The organism is Chryseobacterium amylolyticum, from assembly GCF_051011775.1.
Taxonomy (GTDB): Bacteria; Bacteroidota; Bacteroidia; order Flavobacteriales; family Weeksellaceae; genus Chryseobacterium.
The window spans coordinates 444,946-469,210 of sequence record NZ_JBPCHX010000004.1; the positions used below are offsets into that span (position 1 = coordinate 444,946).

The 24,265-nt window shown below is 37.9% G+C and carries 18 protein-coding genes; 5 read left to right on the forward strand and 13 right to left on the reverse strand.

All coding sequences use genetic code 11. The features are described 5' to 3' along the window. Window positions 1-5: 5 nt before the first annotated feature. The 4 genes from mutY to ACR1PO_RS13950 all read right to left on the reverse strand — a co-directional run bounded on the left by mutY (window position 6) and on the right by ACR1PO_RS13950 (window position 3,484). Window positions 6-1,040, reverse strand: coding sequence for an A/G-specific adenine glycosylase (gene mutY, locus ACR1PO_RS13935; RefSeq protein ID WP_433987138.1), 1,035 nt, complete (start codon window positions 1,038-1,040; stop codon window positions 6-8). Between the two features lie 77 nt (window positions 1,041-1,117). Then, window positions 1,118-1,576, reverse strand: coding sequence for a hypothetical protein (locus ACR1PO_RS13940; protein ID WP_433987139.1), 459 nt, complete (start codon window positions 1,574-1,576; stop codon window positions 1,118-1,120). 79 nt (window positions 1,577-1,655) lie between these two features. Continuing rightward, window positions 1,656-3,017 (reverse strand): DUF5458 family protein, encoded by a 1,362-nt coding sequence (locus ACR1PO_RS13945; protein ID WP_002981023.1) that lies wholly within the window; start codon window positions 3,015-3,017, stop codon window positions 1,656-1,658. Window positions 3,018-3,037: 20 nt separating this feature from the next. Beyond that, window positions 3,038-3,484 (reverse strand): hypothetical protein, encoded by a 447-nt coding sequence (locus tag ACR1PO_RS13950; protein WP_332385944.1) that lies wholly within the window; start codon window positions 3,482-3,484, stop codon window positions 3,038-3,040. A gap of 352 nt (window positions 3,485-3,836) precedes the next feature. On the opposite strand from ACR1PO_RS13950, the gene ACR1PO_RS13955 reads away from it, so the two are divergent. Next, entirely contained in the window at window positions 3,837-4,883 is a 1,047-nt protein-coding gene (locus ACR1PO_RS13955) for a hypothetical protein (protein WP_332385946.1), read from the forward strand. A gap of 61 nt (window positions 4,884-4,944) precedes the next feature. Here the strand turns inward: ACR1PO_RS13955 and ACR1PO_RS13960 are convergent, their stop codons facing one another. From ACR1PO_RS13960 to ACR1PO_RS13975, 4 genes are all read right to left on the reverse strand, one after another. Then, window positions 4,945-7,041, reverse strand: coding sequence for a M13 family metallopeptidase (locus tag ACR1PO_RS13960; RefSeq protein WP_332385947.1), 2,097 nt, complete (start codon window positions 7,039-7,041; stop codon window positions 4,945-4,947). A gap of 326 nt (window positions 7,042-7,367) precedes the next feature. Then, window positions 7,368-9,425, reverse strand: a complete 2,058-nt coding sequence (locus ACR1PO_RS13965) for a M13 family metallopeptidase (RefSeq protein ID WP_433987140.1) — start codon at window positions 9,423-9,425, stop codon at window positions 7,368-7,370. Window positions 9,426-9,607: 182 nt separating this feature from the next. Beyond that, the gene (locus ACR1PO_RS13970) at window positions 9,608-13,006 is read right to left on the reverse strand and encodes a trifunctional glycoside hydrolase family 18/polysaccharide deacetylase/glycosyltransferase family 2 protein (RefSeq protein ID WP_433987141.1); all 3,399 of its coding nucleotides are present in this window, start codon (window positions 13,004-13,006) and stop codon (window positions 9,608-9,610) included. A gap of 87 nt (window positions 13,007-13,093) precedes the next feature. After that, the gene (locus ACR1PO_RS13975; protein ID WP_433987142.1) at window positions 13,094-14,344 is read right to left on the reverse strand and encodes a CinA family nicotinamide mononucleotide deamidase-related protein; all 1,251 of its coding nucleotides are present in this window, start codon (window positions 14,342-14,344) and stop codon (window positions 13,094-13,096) included. A gap of 114 nt (window positions 14,345-14,458) precedes the next feature. Between ACR1PO_RS13975 and ACR1PO_RS13980 the strand changes: the two genes are divergently transcribed. Continuing rightward, window positions 14,459-14,932 (forward strand): DUF7832 domain-containing protein, encoded by a 474-nt coding sequence (locus tag ACR1PO_RS13980; protein WP_332385952.1) that lies wholly within the window; start codon window positions 14,459-14,461, stop codon window positions 14,930-14,932. Window positions 14,933-15,020: 88 nt separating this feature from the next. Here ACR1PO_RS13980 and ACR1PO_RS13985 read toward each other — a convergent pair whose 3' ends face one another. The 3 genes from ACR1PO_RS13985 to ACR1PO_RS13995 all read right to left on the reverse strand — a co-directional run bounded on the left by ACR1PO_RS13985 (window position 15,021) and on the right by ACR1PO_RS13995 (window position 18,304). Further along, entirely contained in the window at window positions 15,021-15,563 is a 543-nt protein-coding gene (locus ACR1PO_RS13985; protein WP_433987143.1) for a lipocalin family protein, read from the reverse strand. 72 nt (window positions 15,564-15,635) lie between these two features. Then, window positions 15,636-16,370 (reverse strand): LytR/AlgR family response regulator transcription factor, encoded by a 735-nt coding sequence (locus ACR1PO_RS13990; RefSeq protein WP_332385954.1) that lies wholly within the window; start codon window positions 16,368-16,370, stop codon window positions 15,636-15,638. A 137-nt stretch (window positions 16,371-16,507) separates the two neighbouring features. Further along, window positions 16,508-18,304, reverse strand: a complete 1,797-nt coding sequence (locus ACR1PO_RS13995) for a tetratricopeptide repeat-containing sensor histidine kinase (RefSeq protein ID WP_433987144.1) — start codon at window positions 18,302-18,304, stop codon at window positions 16,508-16,510. A 144-nt stretch (window positions 18,305-18,448) separates the two neighbouring features. On the opposite strand from ACR1PO_RS13995, the gene ACR1PO_RS14000 reads away from it, so the two are divergent. Together ACR1PO_RS14000 and ACR1PO_RS14005 are read left to right on the forward strand one after the other, a co-directional pair. After that, window positions 18,449-19,123 carry an SIMPL domain-containing protein gene (locus ACR1PO_RS14000; protein ID WP_433987145.1) on the forward strand — a complete coding sequence of 225 codons (675 nt, stop codon included), beginning with the start codon at window positions 18,449-18,451 and terminating at the stop codon, window positions 19,121-19,123. Between the two features lie 443 nt (window positions 19,124-19,566). Then, window positions 19,567-20,757: a vWA domain-containing protein gene (locus tag ACR1PO_RS14005; RefSeq protein WP_433987146.1), complete on the forward strand. Its 1,191-nt coding sequence runs from the start codon at window positions 19,567-19,569 to the stop codon at window positions 20,755-20,757. Window positions 20,758-21,125: 368 nt separating this feature from the next. Here the strand turns inward: ACR1PO_RS14005 and ACR1PO_RS14010 are convergent, their stop codons facing one another. Continuing rightward, the gene (locus ACR1PO_RS14010) at window positions 21,126-22,331 is read right to left on the reverse strand and encodes an NAD(P)/FAD-dependent oxidoreductase (protein WP_433987147.1); all 1,206 of its coding nucleotides are present in this window, start codon (window positions 22,329-22,331) and stop codon (window positions 21,126-21,128) included. A 114-nt stretch (window positions 22,332-22,445) separates the two neighbouring features. Here ACR1PO_RS14010 and ACR1PO_RS14015 point away from each other — a divergent pair, with 114 nt between their 5' ends. Then, the gene (locus ACR1PO_RS14015; protein ID WP_002981039.1) at window positions 22,446-22,826 is read left to right on the forward strand and encodes a SpoIIAA family protein; all 381 of its coding nucleotides are present in this window, start codon (window positions 22,446-22,448) and stop codon (window positions 22,824-22,826) included. A gap of 76 nt (window positions 22,827-22,902) precedes the next feature. On the opposite strand, the gene ACR1PO_RS14020 is transcribed toward ACR1PO_RS14015, so the two are convergent. Next, window positions 22,903-24,105 (reverse strand): MFS transporter, encoded by a 1,203-nt coding sequence (locus ACR1PO_RS14020; RefSeq protein WP_433987148.1) that lies wholly within the window; start codon window positions 24,103-24,105, stop codon window positions 22,903-22,905. Window positions 24,106-24,265: the final 160 nt, after the last annotated feature.

Sequence of the window (24,265 nt, forward strand, 5' to 3'; positions counted from 1 at the left end):
AAATTTCAGTCTTTCAGAGAGTTTTGAATGTAATTTTCCAAAGGTTTCGGAAAAGATTTTTCATGAGAGCCTTCAACATCTGTAATCAGGTATTGATTTTCAGCGATAAAATGATTCCAGATCTTTTCTGAAGTAACCTCAACATTCAATATTTCAATGCTTAAATTTTTGTGGGTCAGTTTATGGGTAACGGTTTTTGAACCTGTAACAAATGGTTCCATATCAGCAGAAATAGTGGCAGGAAATTCAAATAATTTCTTCCAGATAAAATCGTCCGCTCTCTGACGGATCAGGAACTTGCCGTTTCTGTGTACAAAATAATAGGTCAGAGCAAGATCTTCGGCTTTTACTTTTTTTGTTTTTACCGGATAATCTGAAATTTTCTGCAGGGAAAATGCCAGGCAGTCTTTATTGAGAGGACATTCTCCGCAAAGCGGATTTTTGGGCTTACAGATCTCTGAGCCTAAGTCCATCATAGCCTGGTTAAAATCTCCCACATTTTCCGGCATTACCAAAGCAGCCAGTTCAGAAAAATAGGTAAACGCTTTTGAATTCGAAATATCAAAATCATCAGCAAAAAGACGGCTCAGAACACGGTAAAAGTTTCCGTCAACAGCAGGTATTCTTCCACCAAAACAAATGCTTGAAACAGCTGCTGCAGTATATTTCCCTACTCCTTTTAATTTCAGGATTTCTTCGTATTGGTGAGGAAAAACTCCCTGATAATCATTCATGATCTGCCGGGCAGCCTTGTGGATATTGATTGCTCTTGAATAATATCCTAATCCTTTCCAATAGAGTAAAACTTCATTTTCTTCCGCTTCTGCCAGCGTTTTTACATCGGGAAATCGTTTAATGAAATTATTGTAATGATTCAGGCCCTGATTAATCCTAGTCTGCTGAAATACAATTTCACAGATCCAGATCTTATACGGATCTTTTGTCTGTCTGAAAGGCAGATTTCTCGCATTATTCCTGTACCATTCCAAAAGCCGGTTTCCTATATGAAGAAACTCTGAAGCCGTTTTATTTTTTTCCAAAAACCAATCTTGTTTTAAGTCATTGAAGAGATGCTCTCTCTTCATCTTATTTTCAATGCTGCAAAGATAGGTTTATTTTATTTTTTCTTTACATTGTATACCGGAGCAGCTTTTAACCATTGGTATTTAAGATTTCTGTCTTTGGCAATAAAGCGGTATCCTTCAAGCTTTTTCAGATAAACATACATAGAATCAGTGTTTTTTATCTTTAGTTTATATTCCGATAAAAACAGCATTGGCATTTCTACAGCAGAATCTCTTACTGTTTTCAATACTTTTCCTGATTTTACTTTATAAAGAAAAAATGATTTCCCACGCCCTTTCGAGCTGTCCGAGAGCTTAACCTCTGAACTTGCAATCACCAGCTCACTGCCATCAAAGCATTCATCTTCATTCATGACATATGCTTTTCCTTCCTGATGCTCATCTGCAAAAAGATCATTTTCGTAATGACCCGGGCTTTGGTATTTTTTTTCACAGCTCATCATAAGTACCATCAGCAGAACCGGTAAGATAAAGATCAGCTTCTTATTCATATTACATTTCATAGGTGTTGGTTGAAAAAAAACCGATGTAAAATTGCATCGGTTTTTGTTATATAAAATAAGTTTAATTCTACTCCTGAGTATATTCTGCATCCCATTCGTTACCATCATCTCCTTTGTGTCCGTCAAGTTTAATAACGAAACTTTTTGTAGGGAAATAAGGTGTCATACGGATATCCAGCCATACTCTGTCTTTGTTTACTCTATCCTGCTCGAAACGAACAATTTTGAATTTTTCGATCAGCTTGTCCGGTCCTTTGATATTGTCAAGGAACGTTACAATCTGTCTTCTTAAATCATCCTCATTTTTAGCATTCCAGTTTTCGAAGGCTCTTCTGTTCAGGAAGTCAAGCAATACTTTGGTTACATAGTCGAATACACGAACTACGGAATATGTCTGAAGACCGATATTGTCTCCTGTAAACAATGTCTTTGCAGAGAAAGCCATAATTTTTCCGTATTCGTTTACCATGGGTACAAGACCCATTTTTTCCAGCTGAGAAATTTCACTTTTCTTCAGTTCGAATTTTACTGCGTCTACTTCGTTGATATTACCATGCTTCTTACCTGCTGCTACCTGAGACATCAGTGTTTTATGGATTTTTCCTGCTAATGAAGTGGAAGGCGGAAGTTCTACGTTTTCCTCTTCTCCTACTTCTTCAGCTTTACCACGTCCTACAAGCCAGTTACACGTCATAATAACGTTACTTCTGTGAAGCTCACCTCCTGTAAGGTTTGCAGAGTGGAATAAGTCTACAACATCATCCGGTTTATCAAGGTTGGCAAAGTCTGTAACCATCATTACTTTGTTTTCGTTACAGATTTTTGCCCATTTCTCGATTACCTTATTTGATCCTAAATATCCTGGTATTGCAAGGATTGAATAGTTATCTCTAAGGTCAAGACGGTCATAATAATTTTTAAATTCTTCTGAAATGGCATCAATGAACAAAGGATTATCCAGATCGGAAACCTGCTCAAGGCTTGCATTTACGATACTTACGTTATCCACTTTATCCAATTCTGTATTTTTATAGAATTGTGCTACTGTTCTGTAGTTGGTTTCCAGCATACGAACAGCGTCCAGTGTATTTTTTAAGTTTTTCTTTAAGTTCTGATCGGCCTGCTGTGCTTTGGTTTTGCACGTTTCAGCCATTTTATCTGCTGATTCATTACCCTCTAAAAGGCTTACCCAAAGATTGATCTTCTGAAGAAGCTCTTTTCTTTCTTCTGCTTTATTGCTGTCATTCAGGAAGATTTCTTTTCTTGCCTTTCTTGTTGGGTTCATATTGGCAATACCGTCTACAACGGATTCAACAAAGCCAAATCCTCCCATTTTATTGAGCTCTGCAAGCGGGTTGCCCTTCGGCTGCCCTGCATGTTGCTGCTGCCCCTGCTGCTGGCTTTCTTGTGCCTGTAATTTGCTATCCATGATTTAATGTAAGTCTTTAATTATTTTTCAAGTTCTTGTGCCACTTCTTTCAATACTTCTATGAACGCCGCTCTGGTCTGATCGTTCTCCAGCATGTTGCGTAGAATTTTGTTGGTTTTCAGCTGACGTACTATTTTATTGTACTGCTCCTGTTCCATACTCAGCTGCTGCAGATAATCTGACTTCTGAGTAAGGCTCTTCGGAGTAAAGTCTCCAAGGTTTTGAAAACGGAATTCCTCTTCTACTATTCCACCATCTTCTGTTTCGTGCTGTACCGATACTGAAGGCTGGAAATGTCTGAAAACGTCTTCCACTGTTTTTAATCCTGTTACGATTTCAGGAGTATAAGACTCTTCTGTTGTAAGTTGGCTTACTATCAGTGATTTATTTTCCTGTATTTCCTGAATAGCTTCATTAGCGTCTACTTTTACCTCGTTTCCGCCAACACCATAATTAAACATTGCCATATTATTGTTATTTTGAGATTTACTATTTTGGTTTGGATCTGTCTTTGAGTAATTTACAGATGAATCGAATAAATTACCAATCCAATGTTTAAATTTAAAAAAAAACTGTAACATACAAAATTTTACTAAGATTTTTCTTGAATCATGTAAATTTATAAATATTTATTCAACATAAAATCACCATATTACGATATCACTAAGCTATGAAAAAATAAATAAACTCATTCAAGAAAAATAAAATAAAATTTCTGTTTGCTTTATTCCCTACAAATGTACCAAATGAATATTAAAATAAGAATTCCTCAGACATTACAAAAAATATTCTTTATATTTAAACAAAGTGAACCGTGTCATGAAAGATGTAAAAATTGCGTTTAGAAAGCCCATATTCCCTGTTTCAGAAGCATTACATCAATATCTGGAAAAATATAACAGAACCACTAAGATCAGATTTCTGTATGAAGACCTGCTGAGGTTCAGTGACAGTGTGAGCATTCTGGATAAAGACGGCAAAGATACATTGTGGCTTGGGGTACTGTATTCTGAATACGAGTTTAAAGAAATAGAAGCCAATTTAAATAAAATTTATACCCTCCTCCATTCTGATGGAGATACCGCTACGCTACCTTATCTGACAGTAGATACCATCGATTTTTGTACTTTCGGGAACTCTAAACCGTTCCGGATCAGGGTGAGAAATGTATTGAATGATAATTATACCTATTTTTATATTAAGCAGGCTGATGCCTCACGAATATTCGGGCTGGAATTTGAAGACCTGCTTTCTCCCAACCGGATTAATTTTCTGGTGTACAAAAACACGTTGATAGAAGAGCATATTTTAGGAATTCCGGGAGATGTTTTCATTCAGAAACATTTGGCTAACTGTTCCGAACTGGAAAAGGCACAGATTTCCAAAGAATTTGTGAAATTCAATGAGCGCTGCCTTATCGGGCTTCTTGGCGATATGCGTTCTTATAATTATGTGGTGATTCCCATACATGATTTCGACCAGGTTATTTACCGGATCCGTCCTATTGATTTTGATCAGCAGACTTATGAAGGCAATCTGAAAGTGTATCTTCCGCAGTATTTCAAGGAAAACAATCAGATGGTGAATATGGTTCTGGAAAAACTGAAACCCAGTTCAATAGAACAGTACCGCAAGGAAGTACGTTCGCAGATCGTAAAAAGGGTGACCAGCAGTAAAAACCGGTTTGATGAACTCATTGCTATCATGAAAAAAGATAGTATTGCGCCTGAAGCTAATGTGATAGAGCTAAGAACTGCTTTGCAAAAACTGACCTATGATGTCAATTTCAAGTATTGTAAAACCATGGGTGACATTATGGAAACCGGAATCAGGTTTGTGCTCCGGAATTATAAGAGAGAATATTAAAAGAAAACCCATCCCAAGCAATATGAAATGGATTTTTCTTTTCTAACAATTTAAGGTAAAATTACCAGATTTTTATTCTGTCCTGAGGAGCTTTATACATTTTGTCTCCCGGTTTGATATCAAATGCTTTGATAAATGAGTCCTGGTTTACCAGCGGACCGAAAGCCCTGAACATTCCCGGAGAGTGCGGATCTGTTTTAACCTGATTGATCATATACTGATCGGTAGCTTTTGTTCTCCAGACAGTTGCCCAGCTCATGAAAAACCTCTGATCCTGCGTAAATCCGCTGATTTTTCCAGGGTTTCCGTGATCTTTCAGGTACATCTGAAGAGCATCGTAGGCTACGGCTACTCCTCCTAAATCTCCAATATTTTCGCCACTTGTAAATTTACCGTTGACGAAGCTTCCTTTTACTGGTTCGTAAGCACTATACTGAGCTGCCAGCTGACCTACTTTTGCATCGAAGTTTTTACGGTCAGCATCTGTCCACCAGTTATTAAGATTACCATCTCCATCGAAACGGGAACCGCTGTCGTCAAATCCGTGAGAAATCTCGTGACCGATAACGGCTCCGATTCCTCCGAAGTTTACTGCTGCATCAGCTTTAGGATTATAGAAAGGCGGCTGAAGAATAGCTGCAGGGAATACAATTTCGTTATTTGATCCGCTGTAGTAAGCATTTACAGTCTGCGGAGACATGCCCCATTCTGTTTTATCAACCGGTTTTCCAACTTTATCCAGACTTCTCTGATATTGCCATGCTGCCACATTCTGAAGATTAGAATAAAGAGTGGCGCCTTCTTTAGGAGATTCTACTTTCAATTGAGTATAATCTTTCCATTTGTCCGGATAAGCAATTTTTACAGTAAACTTGGATAATTTTTCCTGAGCTTTTACTTTGGTTTCAGGAGACATCCAGTCGATATTGGCAATATGTGTTTTGAATGATTTTAAAAGGTAATCAATATACGTTTCCATCTGCTTTTTGGCTTCAGGAGTGAAATATTTGTCTACATACAGTTTTCCGAAAGCTTCTCCAAGAACACCGTTCACCAGGGTAAGCCCTCTTTTGTTCATCGGACGCTGTTCTTTTTGCCCCTGTAAATATTTAGCATAGAAATCGAATCTGATCTGCTCTAAGCTGTCATTCAGGTTGCTCGCATTTCCGTTAATGATATGATATTTCAGATAGTCTTTCAGTAATGGAAGGTTTTTCTGAGTAATGAACTGATCCATATTCTGGTAATATTTCAGTTCTCCGATGATTACTCTGTCTGTATTTACGCCTGCATCTTTAAGATATTTTGCAAGATCTACATTTTTAACAAGCCCCGATAATTCGGATACATTTTTAGGATTGTATCTTAAATTGGCATCCCTGTTCTGTTCAAGCGTCAGTAAGTAATTGGCTAACTGCTTTTCAAAGTCTACTACATTCTGCGCAGCCTGAGTATTATTTTTATATCCTAAAACTCCAAATAGTTTTCCAACATAAGTCTGATATTCAGCCAGTGTTTTAGTATTGGCATCATTTACCTTCTGGTAATAATCTCTTCCCAAACCAAGATCCGGACCGCCAAGATACACTGCATTCATATTGGAATTCTTCATATCTGCTCCCACTCTCCATCCGTAGAAAGAGTTGTCTCCTAATCTTGTGGCTTCCAGAAGGTATTTCTGAAGATCATTAAGGTTTTTGATGGCATCTACTTTGGCAAGATCTGCTTTGATAGGTGTCAGCCCTTCTGCATTTCTTTTATTGGTATCCATAAAAGAAGCATACAGATTCTGGATTTTCTGTCCTTCTGATCCTGCAGGATATGATTCTGTAAGAATTTTGTTCAAAATATCTAATGAAGCATCATCTACATTTTCTCTCAATGCATTGAAAGAACCCCAGTTTGCCTTGTCCGATGGAATCTGAGTAGTTTTCACCCAGTTTCCGTTCACATAGCTAAAAAAGTCATCCTGTGGGCGGACACTTGTATCCATATATGATAAGTTGATCCCCTCCTCTTTCACTTCTTCTTTTACCGGCTCAGCCACTGTTGCTGCAGCTTCGGTTTTATTCTCTGTCCCCGCAGTCTTAGCTGCACCACACGAATTGAGAAATACAATACCTGAAAGGGCAAGTATTCCAATATTTAGCTTTTTCATTAAAGATAATTTTTGATTTTACACAAACTTACCAAATATACAAACTTTAATGATATGTAGTGAATGGTAATTGATAATTCGGGATTTAAAGTTCAAGGTTTAAGGTTAGTGGATATGCAGACCACCCCGTCAAAAATTCTTTGAATGTCTGCCACCCCTCCAAAGGAGGGGAATGATGGAAGCCGTTATGACAAATAGGAGTCTCCTAATATCTAATATCTAACTCCTATCACCTGCTACCTATCAGCTGCCACCTACTTACTACCTAACATCTGCCACCTGCCACCTAAAAAACAAAACCGCCCATTGCTGAGCGGTTGTTATTTTTACCAGATTTTGATTCTGTCTTCCGGAGCTTTGTACAATTTGTCTCCTTTTTTCACGTCGAATGCTTTGTAGAAGGCGTCAACGTTAATAAGCGGACCAAAACTTCTGAAATATCCCGGAGAGTGCGGATCTGTCTTTACCTGATTCACCATATATTTCTCGCTCGATAATGTTCTCCAAACGGTTGCCCAGCTTAAGAAGAATCTCTGATCCTGGGTGAATCCACTGATTTTACCTGGATTTCCTTTGTCTTTCAGATACATTTGAAGGGCATCATAAGCGATGTTTACACCTCCTAAGTCAGCAATATTTTCTCCGTTTGTGAAAGTACCGTTTACAAAAGTACCTTTTACAGGCTCGTATTTATCATACTGGGAAGCAAGGGCTTTAGTTGCTTTTTCAAAGTTTGCTTTATCTTCCGGAGTCCACCAGTCTACTAGGTTACCGTCTGCATCGAACTGGGCTCCTGAGTCATCAAATCCGTGGCTCATTTCGTGACCGATAACCGCACCAATACCTCCAAAGTTTACAGCAGCGTCAGCATTCGGATTGAAGAATGGCGGCTGAAGGATTGCTGCAGGGAATACAATCTCGTTATTTACCGGGTTGTAATAGGCATTAACAGTCTGTGGAGTCATTCCCCATTCTGTTTTATCAACCGGCTTTCCTATTTTTGCTAAATCTTTGTTATACTGCCATTCCGTAATATTCTGAAGGTTCTTGTAAAGGCTTCCTCCTTTAGCTTCAGAAATAATATCTAATTTTGAATAATCTTTCCATTTGTCCGGGTAAGCAACTTTTACAGTGAACTTGTTCAGTTTCTGCATTGCTTTTTCTTTAGTGGTAGAAGACATCCATGCTAAGTTGTTGATATGAACAGCAAAGCTTTTCTTCAGGTAGTCAATCAGTTCCACCATCTGAGCTTTTGCTTCTGCAGGGAAATATTTCTCAACATATAATTTTCCGAAAGCTTCTCCCAAAGTTCCGTTGATCAATTCAAAACCTCTTTTGTTAAGAGCTCTCTGCTCCTGCTGACCTCTAAGGTATTTACCATAAAAAGCAAACTTCATATTTCCTAAGTTTTCACTTAAGTAAGAAGCACTTCCATGGATCATGTGGAATTTAAGATAATCTTTGATCACAGAAAGATCCTGAGCATTGATCAATTTATCAAAGTTCTTATAGAATCCTAATTCGCTGATAATTACCTTGTCAGTATTTACTCCTACTTTTTTAAGGTATCCGGGGATGTCCACCCCTTTTACCAACGCTGAAAGTTCAGCCATTGTTTTAGGATTGTACTGAAGGGTATTGTCACGGCTCTGCTCATTGGTCAGGTATGTATTCGCAATACTTTTTTCAAAGTTTACAATACCTTTTGCGGCCTCATCAGCATTTTTATACCCTAATTCTTTCAGCATTGAAGCTACATATTTCTGATATTCAGCAATAGCTTCTGTATTTTTTTCGTTTACTTTCTGATAGTAGTCTCTTCCCAAACCTAATGAAGCATTTCCTAAATACACAGCATTCATTTTAGAATCTTTAAGATCTGCGTCAACTCCCCATCCGTAAAGAATGTTCTCACCGTCTTTGGTTACAGAAATCAGGTAATTCTGAAGATCAGCCATATTTTTAATGGCATCAATTTTATTCAGGTTATCCTGGATAGGTTTGATTCCGTCTGCATTTCTCTTCTGCATGTTCATATAAGTAGCATACAGATCCTGGATCTTTTTACCTTCGCTTCCGTCAGCAAATTTATCTTTCAGAAGGGAGTTCAGGATGGTCATGGAATTGTTATCCGTATCCTCAGCCAGTTTGTTGAAGCTTCCCCATGTTGGTTTGTCAGATGGAATTTTGGCTGTTTTCATCCAGGTTCCACTCACATAGTTATAAAAGTCATCCTGTGGACGCACTGAAGTGTCCATCAGGCTAAGGTCTAAGCCTTTGTCTGTGTTATTTACTGCTACTTTAGCAGCTTTAGCTTGTGCGCTCATAGTCGTTTGAGTGCAGATCCCTGCTATTAAAAACAAAGAAAGCGTTATTTTTTTCATTATGATAACAATTTATAGAATATGTATGATTTATTTTGAATTTGTTACTTTTCAGAAAAACAAATTTAAATAAATAAGTTGGAAGCCGGAGGATGGAAGCTGGAAGTTATGGAAATCATAAAGAATGGTAATACGATCTCTACAATAACTTCTTGCTTTATTCTTCCCGCCTCCCGCTTTATCTAGGAAGTTGCTATCTCTTTTACATTTCCGGTTCTTTTCAGAAATCCCCAGGACTGCATTTCGCCTTTCAACGCTTTTCTTAAACTTTTAAATAATACAATATACATCAGCCATCTATACCCGAATCTCTGCGGAATAATATACAGCAGATTGATCAGCTTTTCCCGCTGCATAATGAATGCAATCAGCGCTAAGGAAGCATCCACTAAAAGGAAGATCAGATAATAGGTAAATATTTTATCTCCGTTTCCGGACAGGATTCCAAAGAACATAATCACATCTGCCAATGGCGAGAAAAATGGTATAATATACTGGAATAATAAAATATTCGGCATTGCCCAAAGCCCCAGTCCTTTATATGCGGGGTTAAGGAAAGTCTGTCTCTGTTTCCAGAACATCTGCATGATGCCGTATGTCCATCGGAAACGCTGTTTTAAAAACTGTTTTACGGTTTCCGGGGCTTCGGTTACTGCAACAGCTCTGTTTTCGTTGGCTACCATATATCCGGCTTTTAAGATTTTCACGGTAATATCACAATCTTCTGCCAGGGTATCGGATGAATAGCCTCCGGTTTCAATGATCACAGATCTCTTAAACGCCCCGATGGCTCCCGGAATTACTGTAATCGCATTGATATTGGCATAAGCAAGTCTGTCGAAATTCTGACTCGTCGTATATTCTATAGCCTGCCATTTGGTCAGCCAGTTTACTCTGTTTCCAACTTTCACATTTCCTGCAACGGCTGCAATTTTTTCTTCAGGGGCTGAATTTAAAAACCTTGCAATCAGATATTTTACGGCATCCTGCTGCAGTTTGGTATCTGCATCAATACATACTACATATTCGGCATCTGTCTGTGATATTCCAAAGTTCAGAGCTGTGGCCTTTCCTCCGTTTCCTTTGGTGAAAATTTTCAGTTTCGGGTGCTCAGGGAATGCTGCTTTTGCTTTTTCATAAGTGGAATCCTTACTTCCGTCATCCACCATAATAATATCAAAATTAGGATACGTCTGTTTCAATAAATTCTGCAGGGAAGACACAATATTCACTTCTTCATTGTAAGCAGGTACAATGATGGAAACTTTCGGATAGGATTCCAGAACCGGAAACTCTCCCAATTTTTTCTCTTTTTTTCTTTCTTTAAATGCCCAGTATGCCATCAGCATTAGTCTGATCAGTCCCAATACAATGAAAATAGTAAATAATGCTACGAGAAAATGACTCACTCCATAGATAACCGTAGCCAGCACAAGATTCAGCTGCATGATGTAATACGATTTCGTTTTAGGAACTTCAGGCATCAGCTCATTTCTGCTTTTGTGCAGAATGCTCGTAAGGTTGGTAAAATGATATCCCTGTTTCTGAAGAGCCGGAATCAGAATCTTTAAAGCTTTTACCGTTTCTTCCCTGGTATCTCCGCCTGCATCGTGAAGAAGAATGATATTTCCTCTCTCCTGTCTGATGCCGGCCATTACACGTTTTACAATTTCATCTGCTTTTATTCCCGGCTGCCAGTCTTCGGGGTCTATATTTTCCCCGATGTCCAGATAATTCTGCTGTCTGGCCAATGCCACCGGAATAATCTCTTCCGAAGTGGTAGGCTCTGAGTCGGCGTTGTAAGGTGCTCTGAACAGAATTGTACTGTGTCCTGTCACACACTCTATCAGCAGCCTTGTCAGTTTTAATTCAAGCAAAGCTCTTTCGGGACTTACTTTTGCCACATTTTCATGGGTGAACGTATGATTTCCTATTTCATGTCCTTCACGATAAATTCTTTTCACAAGCGGAAGGTTCTTTTCTGCATTTAAGCCTACCAGAAAAAAAGCTGCCGGAACATGATATTTGGATAATACATCTAAAACCTGCGGCGTATATGTTTCATCCGGACCGTCGTCAAATGTAAGCACAAGCTCTTTCTGAGGAGCACTTCCATATTTCTTCACTTCATAAGAACTTGGATAGGTAACATAGTTTTCGTCTGTGATAATTTTCTCTTTGGGATCAATTTCCAGCGCGATTTTCCCGTCATGGGGCGTATTCAGAACATCCAGCACTTCCCCATCCCCGATGTAATCCACCATGGTCTGTCCTTTTACATTTTCAAGCGTTTTTAAATTCAATTTGGAAAGGCCGGCAAATGTAAGGTCTTTATCATAGAAGTTCCATACCCTGCTGTCTTCACTTCCCAGCCTCCAGAGTGCAGTTCCTGCCAATGGATATTCTGAAGAGAAACGCATTGTATTGAAAATAGAAGCTGCATCATTGAAAAATATGGTATGGGTCAGATTTTTAGAATCCGTATAAGAGTAATTTAAATTAAACGTATTGTCATTAAAATCAATAACTGCTTTACTGGCACTGGCTTTGGTAATTGCCTGCATGTAAGTAACAGAAGTATTATCATCCGGATTGGAACTCCAGTCATACCCATAGGCTCCAAGGCCCAGGATAATTTTTTGTGGAGAGGTTTGTTTTACAATTTTACCTGTCTGTTCTTCGATCCATTTCTGAGAAGAAACCGGGCCGGCATCACTTCCTGCTGAATATTCATCATAAGCCATCAGCACAAAGTAATCTACATAGGGATTCAGTCCCGGAATATTGTAATCATCATTATCCGTCATGATATCCATAGTAACCAGCAGCTGATTCTTTTTGAAGGTTTCCGAAAGCTCTTTCATAAAGGCGATCAGGTTTTCATCAGAATTCAGATTCATATCCTCAAAGTCAATATTGATTCCTTTGAAGTGGTATTTTTTACATTGCCGGGTAATATTTTGAATCAGATGGGTTCTTTTCTGCGGATCATTAAGAACTTTTGCCAATCCTTCTGAGCGGAATTCCCTGTCGAAGTTGTTACTCAGCATCGGCATGGCAGCCACTCCTGTTCTTTTGATCACCTTGTACCCTTCCGGATCTACATTGGTTTTCAGATCACCCGTTTTAGGATCAAGGAAAAACCATTCCGGGAAAACAAGATTCACATGTCTGATATTTCTTTTCAGAGACATCAGCGACTGAGGATCCCATGCTACATAAAATGCGGAACGGATGCCTCCCGGAAACTGGGTCCAGTTTCTGTTCTGATTTTTATATCTTTCTGCTCTCGCCTTTTCAATTTTATCGAGATTGGTATGGATTGTTTTTTCAGAAATAAAGCTTCTGAAACCTTTATATTCTTTGGAAATTTTATTCTCCTGAAGATAAGGTTTATTGGCCGTGATAACAGCTTTATAATCTTCTTTAAAAGGAATTTTTGGACTTCTGTCCAGGGTCATCATCAGGCCTAAAGCAAGAAGAAGCAGTATTCCTATAAAAATAAAAACACGGCTTCCCCATTGTACGCTTTTCCAGCGTTTCTTGCTGCTGGTCTGAAAAATCTGTTTGGAATTTTCCACGATTTTGAAATTTATTGAATGGCTTTCAAAAAGTGTGAAAAACTGTATAAAAATTAATTAAAAAAAAATTAAAAAATAATCCTCTATCTAACTGTTTACAAGAAGGCTTACCAAATCCTGAATCACCTTCTGGGAAACAAAATTCATAAAATCTACTCTTTCCAGATGCGGCATGTATAATTTTGAGGTTACCTCCTGATCATTGATTCTGATCGTATAGTAAACTGTCCCAACATCTTTACCATCTTCTCCTTTTCCCGGGCCCGCAACACCAGTGGTAGAAAGGGAAATATGAGTTTCAAACAATTCCTGACAGCCTTTTGCCATTTCCTGTGCGACCTGTTCGCTCACCACGGTAAACTGTTCTACGGTCTTTTCAGAAACATTTAAAATTTTAATCTTTTTTTCTGTGGCATACGCAACCATTCCCCCAAGGAAATATTTTGAACTGCCGGAAACTGAAGTGATCATTTTTGCAAGTTCTCCTCCCGTACAGCTTTCTGCAGTGGAAATTGTCAGATTCCTTTCAGTAAGCATTTCCGCCAGAATTTTTTCAATTTTATCTTCAGATACTGCAATGACATGCCCTTCTACCAAAGGAAGCAGTTTCTGAATTTCCTCTTCTGTCTGTTGTTTCAGCAATTCTTCATTCTCACCGGAGGCTGTCAGACGAAGCTTTACGCGGGTGCCTACAGGAAGATAAGACAGTGCAATATTTTCGGGGAGCGCCAGCTCCCAGTCTTCAATTTTATCCGCAAGGATACTTTCAGGAATCCCTACCACAGAAACAATTCTGGTATGAATATAATGAAGCCTGAACCTTTTCTGCAGATAAGGAATAATCTGATCTTTTACAAGCGGTTTCACTTCATAAGGAACTCCCGGAAGGCTGTAGCACAATTTCCCGTCCTGTTCCATCATCATACATGGAGCCGTCCCGTAATGATTCTGAAAAACGATGGATTTGGTAGGAACGAAAGCCTGTTCCCGGTTTCTTTCAAGGATGTCTGCCCGTCCTCTCCTTTCCATATACCCCTTAAGATGACTGAAGGTCACCTCATCCAGAGCAATTTCATCATTGAAATATTCAGCCAGTGCTTTTTTGGTTTTGTCATCCCGCGTTGGCCCAAGCCCTCCTGTTGTAATGACTAAATCGCCGGCTTCAAAGGCTGTCCCCAATGCATTTTTAATGGTTTCAATTTCGTCTGAGATGGTAAGAATCTGGATAACTTTTATTCCTATATTTTTAAGTTCCGAGGCAATAAAATTAGAATTGGTATCTACCGTGTTTCCGGAAAGGATTTCATCGCCGATAGTAATCAGAACAGCTTTTTCCATATGCTTTTTGTTGAAAAAAATTCTATGCAAATGACGGAAAAATCTCTGGTCGCGGCAATATAAATTGATTTTTTCTATTTTTGACGGAATTTATCTAAAACTACAATAAGAATTATGTCTAAATATGATGATGCTTCATGGCATTATGGCGGTGATTTTCCGGAAGGACTTCCTCAGAAAAACGGAGCAACACACACAGGAATGTTCCTGAACTGGTGTATTTACAATAACCTTATCTCTGATGAACTGAAAGAAGATGCGGCAGAGGGAATAGAAAAAGTAAAACGAAGAGAAATAACCGGAGCTGAGTTTGTGATGGAGTACTGTGATGGTAAATTTTCTGAATATGACCTGAATGAACTCGGAAATCTTTTTGCAAAGGATTATTATGCAGATGATACCGTTTTTGGAAACAGATACAGTTCATTTGCTGATGATTATGTGAATATTTTTGATGCCAAGGCAGAGGAAAACGACTATGAATATGAAACGTTCTATCACATTGAGGATACCTATGAAAATTATGATCTGATGAAACAGGTTATAGATCACCGTTTTGAAGAATGGAAAGAATATATTAACAGCTAAAAGGCAAAAGGGTAAAATCGTAAAAAGAAAGATATCTTGGCTTTACGGTTTTACCCTTCCGTAATTTTGCTTTTTTAATTACTTCTCTCTATTGATTGTGCCTCACCCAGATCAACTCATCGGTATTATAACCGATTTTTTTTGCTTTCTGAATGAAACGCTGGCGGATGCTTTCAGGAATGCTGGTGGTGCGGGAAAGAAGCCAGAGATATTTTAAACTGCTTCCGGCAACGAGGGCATATTGATAGTCTTCATCAATATCTATGACATTGTAACCAGCCCAGATGGGTTTAAAAAATGAAACTTTGAGACGGGCTTCTTTCGGATCTTTCACAAATTTTGCTTCTCCGATGGATTCGTTCCATATTTTTTTAACGTAATCATACCCTTTGTTTCTGACCTGAACAGTCCCATCCGGATTCTCAGTATATTCTGCGGTCACATTATCCATATTTTTCTCGAATCTGTAATCAAAACGGGCTATTTCATACCATCTGCCCAGATATTTTTTCAGATCAAAATTCTTTATAGCAGATGCTCCCCTCGGAATTCTTACAGAACATGCATTGAAAATCATAAGCCCCAGGGCTCCCAACGAAACGGGAAGGATAATTTTATGAACGGTTTTCATGACAGAAATATTTTGATGGTTATTATTGAACGTCAAAAATAATGCCTTTGGTCTGTTAAGGACCCATAAATTCTATGAAAAGACTTTCAGGAAATTATCTTTAAAACTTCCTGAAACTTCTATTTCAGTATCGTCAGACAGCATTACTGTTCCGCTTTTATGATATGATTTTACAAATGTCGTGTTGATGATATGAGAACGGTGAACCCTCACAAAAGGGTTTTCCAGGAGATCATCAAAATGTTTCAAAAACCGACACACCATTTTCTTCGACCCATCGGTAAGGTATACCTGGGTAAAATTTCCATCTGCCTGAAGCCTTACGATATCTTCAGTTTTCACGACATCAAATCCCTGCAGGGTTGGCAGAATCAGCTGCTGTTTTTCAGGTTTCAACTTCAGATTTTCAAGAAGAATCTTATTCCGGTTGAGTTCTTCTTTTTTCTCAAGGCTTTCCGCCACTTTATTAACTGCCAGAATCAGCTCCTGAATATCAATGGGTTTTAAAATATAATAACTTGCCGATTTGTTTAAAGCCTGTAATGAGTATTGTGAAAAAGCTGTGATGAAAATGGTTTCGTAAGGTAATTCTTTAGTGGCTTCCAGCACATCAAAAGCGTTTCCAAAAGGCATTTCTACATCCAGAAACACCAGTTGGGGTTGTCTTTCGGTGATTAACGGAACTGCTTCTTTAATATTTTCAGCTTCGCCAAGGATTTCCACCTGCGGACAGTATTTGGTAAGATAGCTTCGTAAAACTTCTCTTGCTATGATTTCATCGTCTACAATTACGGCTTTTATTTTCATTGAGGTCAGATATTAGGTGGCAGGTAATACGTTGCAGGTGCAAATTAGGAATATTTAGCCAACTCTACAATCTTCAAAGAAACTTACAGAGTTATACACGTCCTTATTTACCCTAATTCATTAACAGCGCTTCAACCTCAATTCCGGCTAGTCAGATTGATTTGAATGGTCACCACAACACCCCTGTTATTTTCCCTATCCTGTACAGTGCAGGTAATATTTTTTTTATATAAATCATTCAGCAGATGAATTCTTTCCAGTGTATTTTTCATTCCTCTGCCCTCTCTTGTTTTCTGATGATGGGTTTTCTGTTTTTTACTTTCCTCGATTCCTATTCCGTTGTCTTCAATAAGGATTTTAAGATGCGATTCAGTTTTCTCAAAGCTTAATTTTAAAAAACCCTTATCCGTTCTGTAGCGGAGTCCATGCCAGACAGCGTTCTCAAGAAAAGGCTGTATAAGCATTCCCGGAACCAGAAGGCTCTGCATATTCAGACTTTCATCCACATCAATTTCGTAATCAAATTTATCTGCAAAACGTGTTTTTTCTAAAGCAAGGTAATTCTGGAGAAGGTCAAGTTCCTGCTGAAAAGGAATAAAATCTTCTGTAGAGTTCTCCATCACGCCACGCATCAGTTTAGAGAATTTTGTCAGATACTGATTGGCCTCCAGCTCATTATTGGTGGCTATAAAATGGTTAACACTATTTAAACTGTTAAAAATAAAGTGTGGATTCATCTCTCTGCGCAGCGACTGAAGAGCAATTTTCTTATTTTTCGTCTGAACTTTCTTCAGCGTTCTGAAAATGAAAATAATGAGTCCGGTGAGCAAAACCAATGCTCCTATCAGACTGTAATTAAAGACATTTTTCTTTCTGATAAGCTCATCTTTAAGCTCTTTTTCCTTTTCCAGCTGTGAGATGCGCTGTTCTGTATCTTCCAGAATTTTATTATCAACCAGGCTTCTGTCTTTGGAAACAAGATTCGGAAGTTTTCCCAAAAAGTCTCTGTACAGCTGCACTGATGCATCAATATTACCTGAAATTGCATACAAACTGTCCAGTTTTTTTACACTTCTCTGGGCTTCCAGCGTATGACCTTTGTCTAAGGCAATTCCATAAGCATTTTTCAAAAGATCTACCGCTTCCTTCGGATCGTTTTTCTTAATATAAATATCTGCCAGTTCCTGAATCTGATTGACTTTTTCCTGTGAATTTTCTTTTACGAAATCTTCTTTCAGCACTTTCTTTTTGGCTTCAATGGCTTTTTCAAAGTTTTTGTTTTCCACATAGAGATCTGCTAATTTCTGGTTGATAGCCAACGCCTGCTTAGGAGCTTCCTTCTTAGAAATTTTATAGGCTGTGTTCAGGTTTTCTTCAGCACTGGAAACATCTTTCTGCTTCAGATTAACATCAGCCAGCTGGCTGTAGCTTTCCGCAAGATCTCCCTGTTCACTCTCTTTTTTACTCAGGTTAATAGTATTCTGAATGGCTTCTGCTTTCAGTTCGGGTGTAGGAGAAGAAAGCCTTGCCACGTCATTAGAATTTACAGCCTTACTTTTTTCGCTGTAGCTTACCTGTGCAGCCATGCTGTAATTGCTTATGGCTGGTGTTATTTTATTCTGTTTCTCCTGTGACTGGGCTAATCTTCGGGCAGTTTTCTCAATATTAGGCTTGTCGTTGAGCTTTTCATACAGCTTTTTAGCTTTGGTATAATATTCTTCACTTTTCGGAAAGTTTCCGCTGTTAAAAAATGTTTCACCAATATTATAATAAGAATCTGCCTGTACAGGTTCATTTTTAGTATCCATTGCTTTTTTCAGCCTCTTTGTTTCTACCTGCACTTCTTCCACAGCAGTAGTGCTGCTGGCAGTAGTCTGGGAATATATGGTATTTCCCCAAAGCACCGGTAAAAAGATCATAAAGAGTGTAAGCATTTTCATAAAACAAAGATATACATATATATAGTCTGCTCAAAAACTATTCACCAAGTGAAAGTTCCATTTCACCAAGTCTCCCGTTTTCAGGCTTCTGATCTGTGTAATTTTACATCAGAATTAAAAATTTAAAAACAGGAAATTATGAAATTGAAACATTTTTTATTAATCGGAATTTTAACACTTGGAAGCTTTGTAAATGCTCAGGAAGTAAAGAAAAATGCAATTGAAGTAACAGGGGTTGCCGAAATGGAAGTAGAACCGGATGAAATTATCTTCAGCGTCGGAATAAAAGCAGATAATAAAAATGATCTGGCAGATAATGAGAAGAAATTATTTGATATCCTGAAAAACGCAGGTGTAAAGAACGAGGATATTAAGTTCAAATCAATGTATCAGAATATCTATTCTAAAGCAGCCAAGTTTTCTAAGAACTATCAGTTTAAAGCCAGTACAAAATCAAGTCTCAGTAAAATCTTTGAAGACCTGAATCAGAAATGGGTAAGCAGCCTGAATATTGCTGAAGTGAAGAATACTAAAATTGGAGATTTCAGAAAAACAGTAAAGATCAATGCTTTGAAAGCAGCCAAAGAGAAAGCAGATTATTTATTGGAAAGTATGGGTAAAAAGACAGGAAATGCACTTGAAATCATAGAAATAGAAGACTACACCAGTGATATGATCATGCCTGCAGCTTATAAAGCAAGAGCCAGCAATATCCAGCTGGAAATGGCCGATGCTCCGGTAGATTTTTCTTTTGATAATATTGAAAATATAAAGCTGAAATACAGCATTAAAACAAAATACGAAATCCTTTAAAATAACAGAAATAAAAAACAGTTCCTTAGGGAGCTGTTTTTATTTCATTACTTCTTCCCAACTCACCAAGTCAAATAGCAGCTTCACCCAGTTTCCTGACTTCAAGCCTTAAATAGGGATAATTTTACTTCAGGATTTTAAAATAATAGACAATAGAACGCTATTTCTTAATGACAAAGTTGTTTAAACTTTACAAACAGAAGTCATAAAAGGTTTCATTTTAAAACACCTGAGTTCACTTAAGTAAGTTTAAAGTGATAATGCAGAAAGTTCACATAAGATGAAAATCAAAGATTTTCACAAAACTTAGGTGTACTTGTTACGCTTAAGGTCCGGTTCTGAAAAACTGAAGTGTTTAAAACTTTTGTGCCTTTTGCGGCTAAAATAATGAATGTAAAAGTTTAACAACCTCTACAACAAATAACCCATAAAAAAATAACAATATGACAACGTTAAAAATCTTAGCACTTGCAGCGGGTACAGCTTTATTAAGCTCTGGAAACATTCCGGAAAACCGCTCTGTAAATAGTAATACTGACAGTCATTTACCGGTGCAAAAAACATCACTCATTCCGGTAACCTCAACTGTAAAAGACAATAAAATTCAGGTTGCCCTTTTACTGGATACCTCCAATAGTATGGACGGATTGATTGATCAGGCAAAATCCAGACTGTGGAATATCGTGAATACGCTGACGACCCTTAAGTATAACGGTAAGGCTCCCGAGATTGAAATTGCCCTTTACGAATATGGCAACGACGGAATCCGTGATGAAAATTATATCCGTCAGGTCACCCCTCTTACCCAGGATCTTGATCTTGTTTCTGAAAAACTGTTTGCGTTAAGAACCAATGGCGGCAGTGAATATTGCGGCGCAGTGATCCGTGATGCTTCTGCCAATCTGAACTGGGACAGCAATGATAAAAGTATGAAACTGATTTATATTGCAGGTAATGAAGCATTTGATCAGGGAAAAATAAATTATAAGGAGGTTGTTTCAAAAGCCAAAGGGAAAAATATTTACATCAACACTATTTTCTGTGGAAGCCGGGAAGAGGGAATCCAGACGTTCTGGCAAAACGGAGCATCATTGGGAGGAGGAAAATATTTCAATATAGACAGTGACAGAAAGGTACTTTATATTGAAACTCCTTACGATATCAGAATTTCTGAATGCAATGCCAAGCTGAATGATACTTATATCTATTACGGAAACCATGGTTCAGAATACAGACTTAAACAGATTACACAGGATAAAAACGCAGAAATGCAGTCTGCTTCCAACCTGGTGGAAAGAGCTGTTGCCAAATCTAAAAAGAATGCTTACAAAAATGATCACTGGGACCTGGTAGATAAGGCTGAAAAAGATGCGGGGTTTATTGCCACGGTAAAAGAAAGTGAACTCCCTGCAGAGTTGAAAGGAAAAAGCAAAGAAGAAATTCAAAAAATAATTGCGGTGAAATCTGCGGCCCGGGAAAAAATACAGAAAGAAATAGAGGAACTTTCCAAAAAACGTCAGACTTATATAGATTCCGAAATGAAAAAAAGAGGAACAGATGATTCTGACGATTTGGGAAAAGCTATTGAGAGTTCTATTCTTGAACTGGCAAAAAAGAATGGGTATAGTTTGTAGTTAAAGCGGGTCTCAACCCGCTTTTATGGTATCCGGCGCCTTTTGACAAAGTGATATTAATTTAGCTTAGATTCCTGTGGAATGACACCATTGAAATAATGATTTATCCATACAGTATGTCATTCCGAAGGAATCTAAGTAACCTTTTTTACATGAGGCATTCACAAACCTGGAGCTTAAAATATGTAAAAGATTCAAAATCTTTTGTGACTTTTGTGGTCAGTTTTTCCCCACAGATTTCACAGATGATTACTGTTAATATAAAAAATCAAAGATTTTAAAAACTTATGTGAACTTATTAAGCGCAAGGATATCTTCTAAAGCTTAATAATGTGTTTAAAAACTTTGTGACTTTTGTGGTAAAAAGATCATCTTCCAAACTTAAAATATCTTGATAACGGGTGCTTTTTGTTCTTCATAAATAAAGAAGCCATTTCCATTCCCGTTACGGAAAAAGTAATTCCGTTTCCTCCGAAGCCCAGCACAAAATAGGAATTTTTAAATTTTTGATGCTCACTGATATAAGGTAATCCGTCTTTTGTTTCTCCAAAAGTCCCTGCCCATACAAAATCAGGATAAAAATGGTAATCCGGTTTTATTTTCTTTAATGTTTTGATGATCTTTTTTTCTTTTTCATTTAAAATAGCATCACGTTGTTCTGCATTATAAAAGTCTTCATCTTCACCTCCCATCAAAAGCCTTCCGTCATCAGTCGTACGCATATAGAGATAAGGAGAATCGGTATTCCAGACTAATGTACTGCTGATATTTTTAAACTTGCTTTTATCAATTTCCGAAACGACAGCATAAGTACTTTTCAGGGTAACAAAGTTTTCCTGCAGCAGGTTTTTACTTTCGTAGCCTATACAGTAAATAATCTTTTTAGCTTTGATCTGATATCCGCTGTCTACCGTAACGAGATTAAACCCTTTATGCTCCTCTACTTCTACCATTTCGGTCTTATCAAATATTTTCAACCCTTTCTTTACATTATGCTGAAAAAGCTCATGTGCAAACTGAAAAGCATCGATACTTGCTCCTTGTTTAGATAATATCCCGCCGTAAGTATTTTCAAATCCGAATTGTTCCAAAATCTGATCTTCAGAGAGCCATTTCACTTCAAATCCTGCATTTTTTCTCGCCTCAAATTCTTTTTTCAGCCATGCTACATCTTTCTTTTTCGAAGCATAATATAGTGACTTCTTGCGTTTGAAACCTGCATCAGACCTTATGAGTTTTGCCAGCTTTTCTATTATTTCAATAGCGTCACTACAGGCTTTATAGCTTAAAACAGCTCCTTTTTTACCAATCTGTTCTATCAGTTCATAGAGCGGAACATCTATTTCGTACTGCAACATTGAAGTGGTGGCAGAAGTGCTTCCGTTACATATTTCCCGCTTATCAATAAGGATAGTATCATATCCGTCTTCTATCATCTGATGAGCGATCAGGCTTCCTGTAATACCACCTCCTACAATGAGAACATCACATGATTCATCTGATTTTAATGAAGGATAAGATGCTAACAGTCCGTTTTTTAAAAGCCAGAAAGGTTCATTTGATTTGAGATCCATATTAATATTTTACACTGAAACTAACAACATTTATACCTTTTTTAACAATTTTCTACTAAATTATGGTGTAATTATTGTTATTCTTTTAAACTGAACCACCATAAAATATTTATTATGATAACAATTATTCCAGAAGCCCCGGAGAATGTTGCGGCATTCAATGCAACGGGAGAAGTAACAAAAGAGGATTTTGAAAAACTGGTAATTCCGCGCGTAAAAGAAAAGGTAGAGCAGTTCGGTGAGCTGAATTATTTATTGTATTTGGATACCGATCTGGATAATTTTACCATGGGTGCGTGGCTTGAAGATTTGCTGCTGGGACTGAAAAATCTTACCAACTGGAATCGTTCGGCCATTGTTACGGATAAAGAAGGAATACGTAATTTTACCAGTATCTTCAGCGTTCTGATGCCGGGAGAGTTTAAGTCTTTCCCCAAAGAAAATTTATACAATGCCCTCTATTGGTGCAAAAACGGAGATGAAGTAGAGGCATAAACTTATTTTATACAAAAGAACCTGTTTCAGAGAGAAACAGGTTCTTTTTTTATTTGCAGTTATAATAACCGTACGCTTATTGATCACAGGAAACACATTCAGCAGCAGTTTCCTCTTTATTTTGGGTCTGAGCCCCGTACAGATACATATATCTTATACTTACAACCAGACCAATAAAGGTCATCCCCACTCCCACCAGTGAAGGATAATTGAATGAATACCCATATTCTAAAGGAATTCCACCCAGGAAAGCTCCCATTGCATTCGCAATATTAAAACCGGCCTGCATAAAAGCAGCGGCCATCATTTCACTTTTCGGGGCTGCTTTCATCATCATAATATTGATGGGTGATGCAATAGACATCGATAAAGCACCGCACATAAATGTCAGTACCAGAGCAATATTTTTATATTCTGCAAGAAAGAAAACACCTCCAAGAGAAATCATCATCAGGAAGATCAGGAGTACACAGGTTTTTTCAGGACCTAATTTATCTGAAACAACTCCTCCCACAAGATTTCCTACCACCATACCGGCTCCGGCAAGAACCATTACATAGGCCATCTGGCTGCTTTTGATTCCGGCAACAATGGTCATTAGGGGGGTAATATAACTTAACCATGTAAAAAGTCCTCCAAATCCGATTGCTGTAATAGTAAGCACCAGCCATGACTGTTTATTTTTAAGGAACTTCAGTTCTTCCATGAAATGAGTATTCTGGTTGGATTCCAGATTCGGAAGCCACAGTTTTAAAAATAAAATGGCAAAAAGGCCAATCACTGCTACGATCGCAAAGTACAGTCTCCAATGGAAGGTATGTCCGATATAAGTAACCAGAGGAACCATTGCGAGATTGGCAACCGTAAGCCCGGTAAACATCATGGATATATAAAACGCTTCTTTTCCTTTTCCGGCCATTCTTGAAGCAACCACCGTTCCTACGCCGAAGAACGCCCCGTGAGGCAGTCCGGACATAAAACGGATGACCAGCATACTGTTATATCCCGGAGCAATTGCAGAAAGAGCGTTAAACAGCGTAAAAAGGATCATAAAGGCCATCAGTACTTTTTTAGGTGGAAATTTTACAGAATACCCAATCAGAATTGGAGCTCCGATAACCACCCCCATGGCATAAGCAGAAATTAAATGACCGGCCTGCGGTATTGTAATCTGTAATGTTTTTGCTATATCCGGCAACAGTCCCATTACCGTAAATTCCGTAGTTCCTATTCCCAAACCACCGATAGCCAGTGGTATTATTCTTTTATCAATCTTCATCGTATCTAAATCTTTTCTGAATTAATTTTTCTTAATCATTTGATCATTTCTGTTTTGAAAGTGCAAAATTCGAAAGAAATTTTGAAATTCACTTCTCTTTGAATGATAAAAATTTGCTCCATATTAACCTTTTTATTTAATTTTAAATTCAGAAACAATC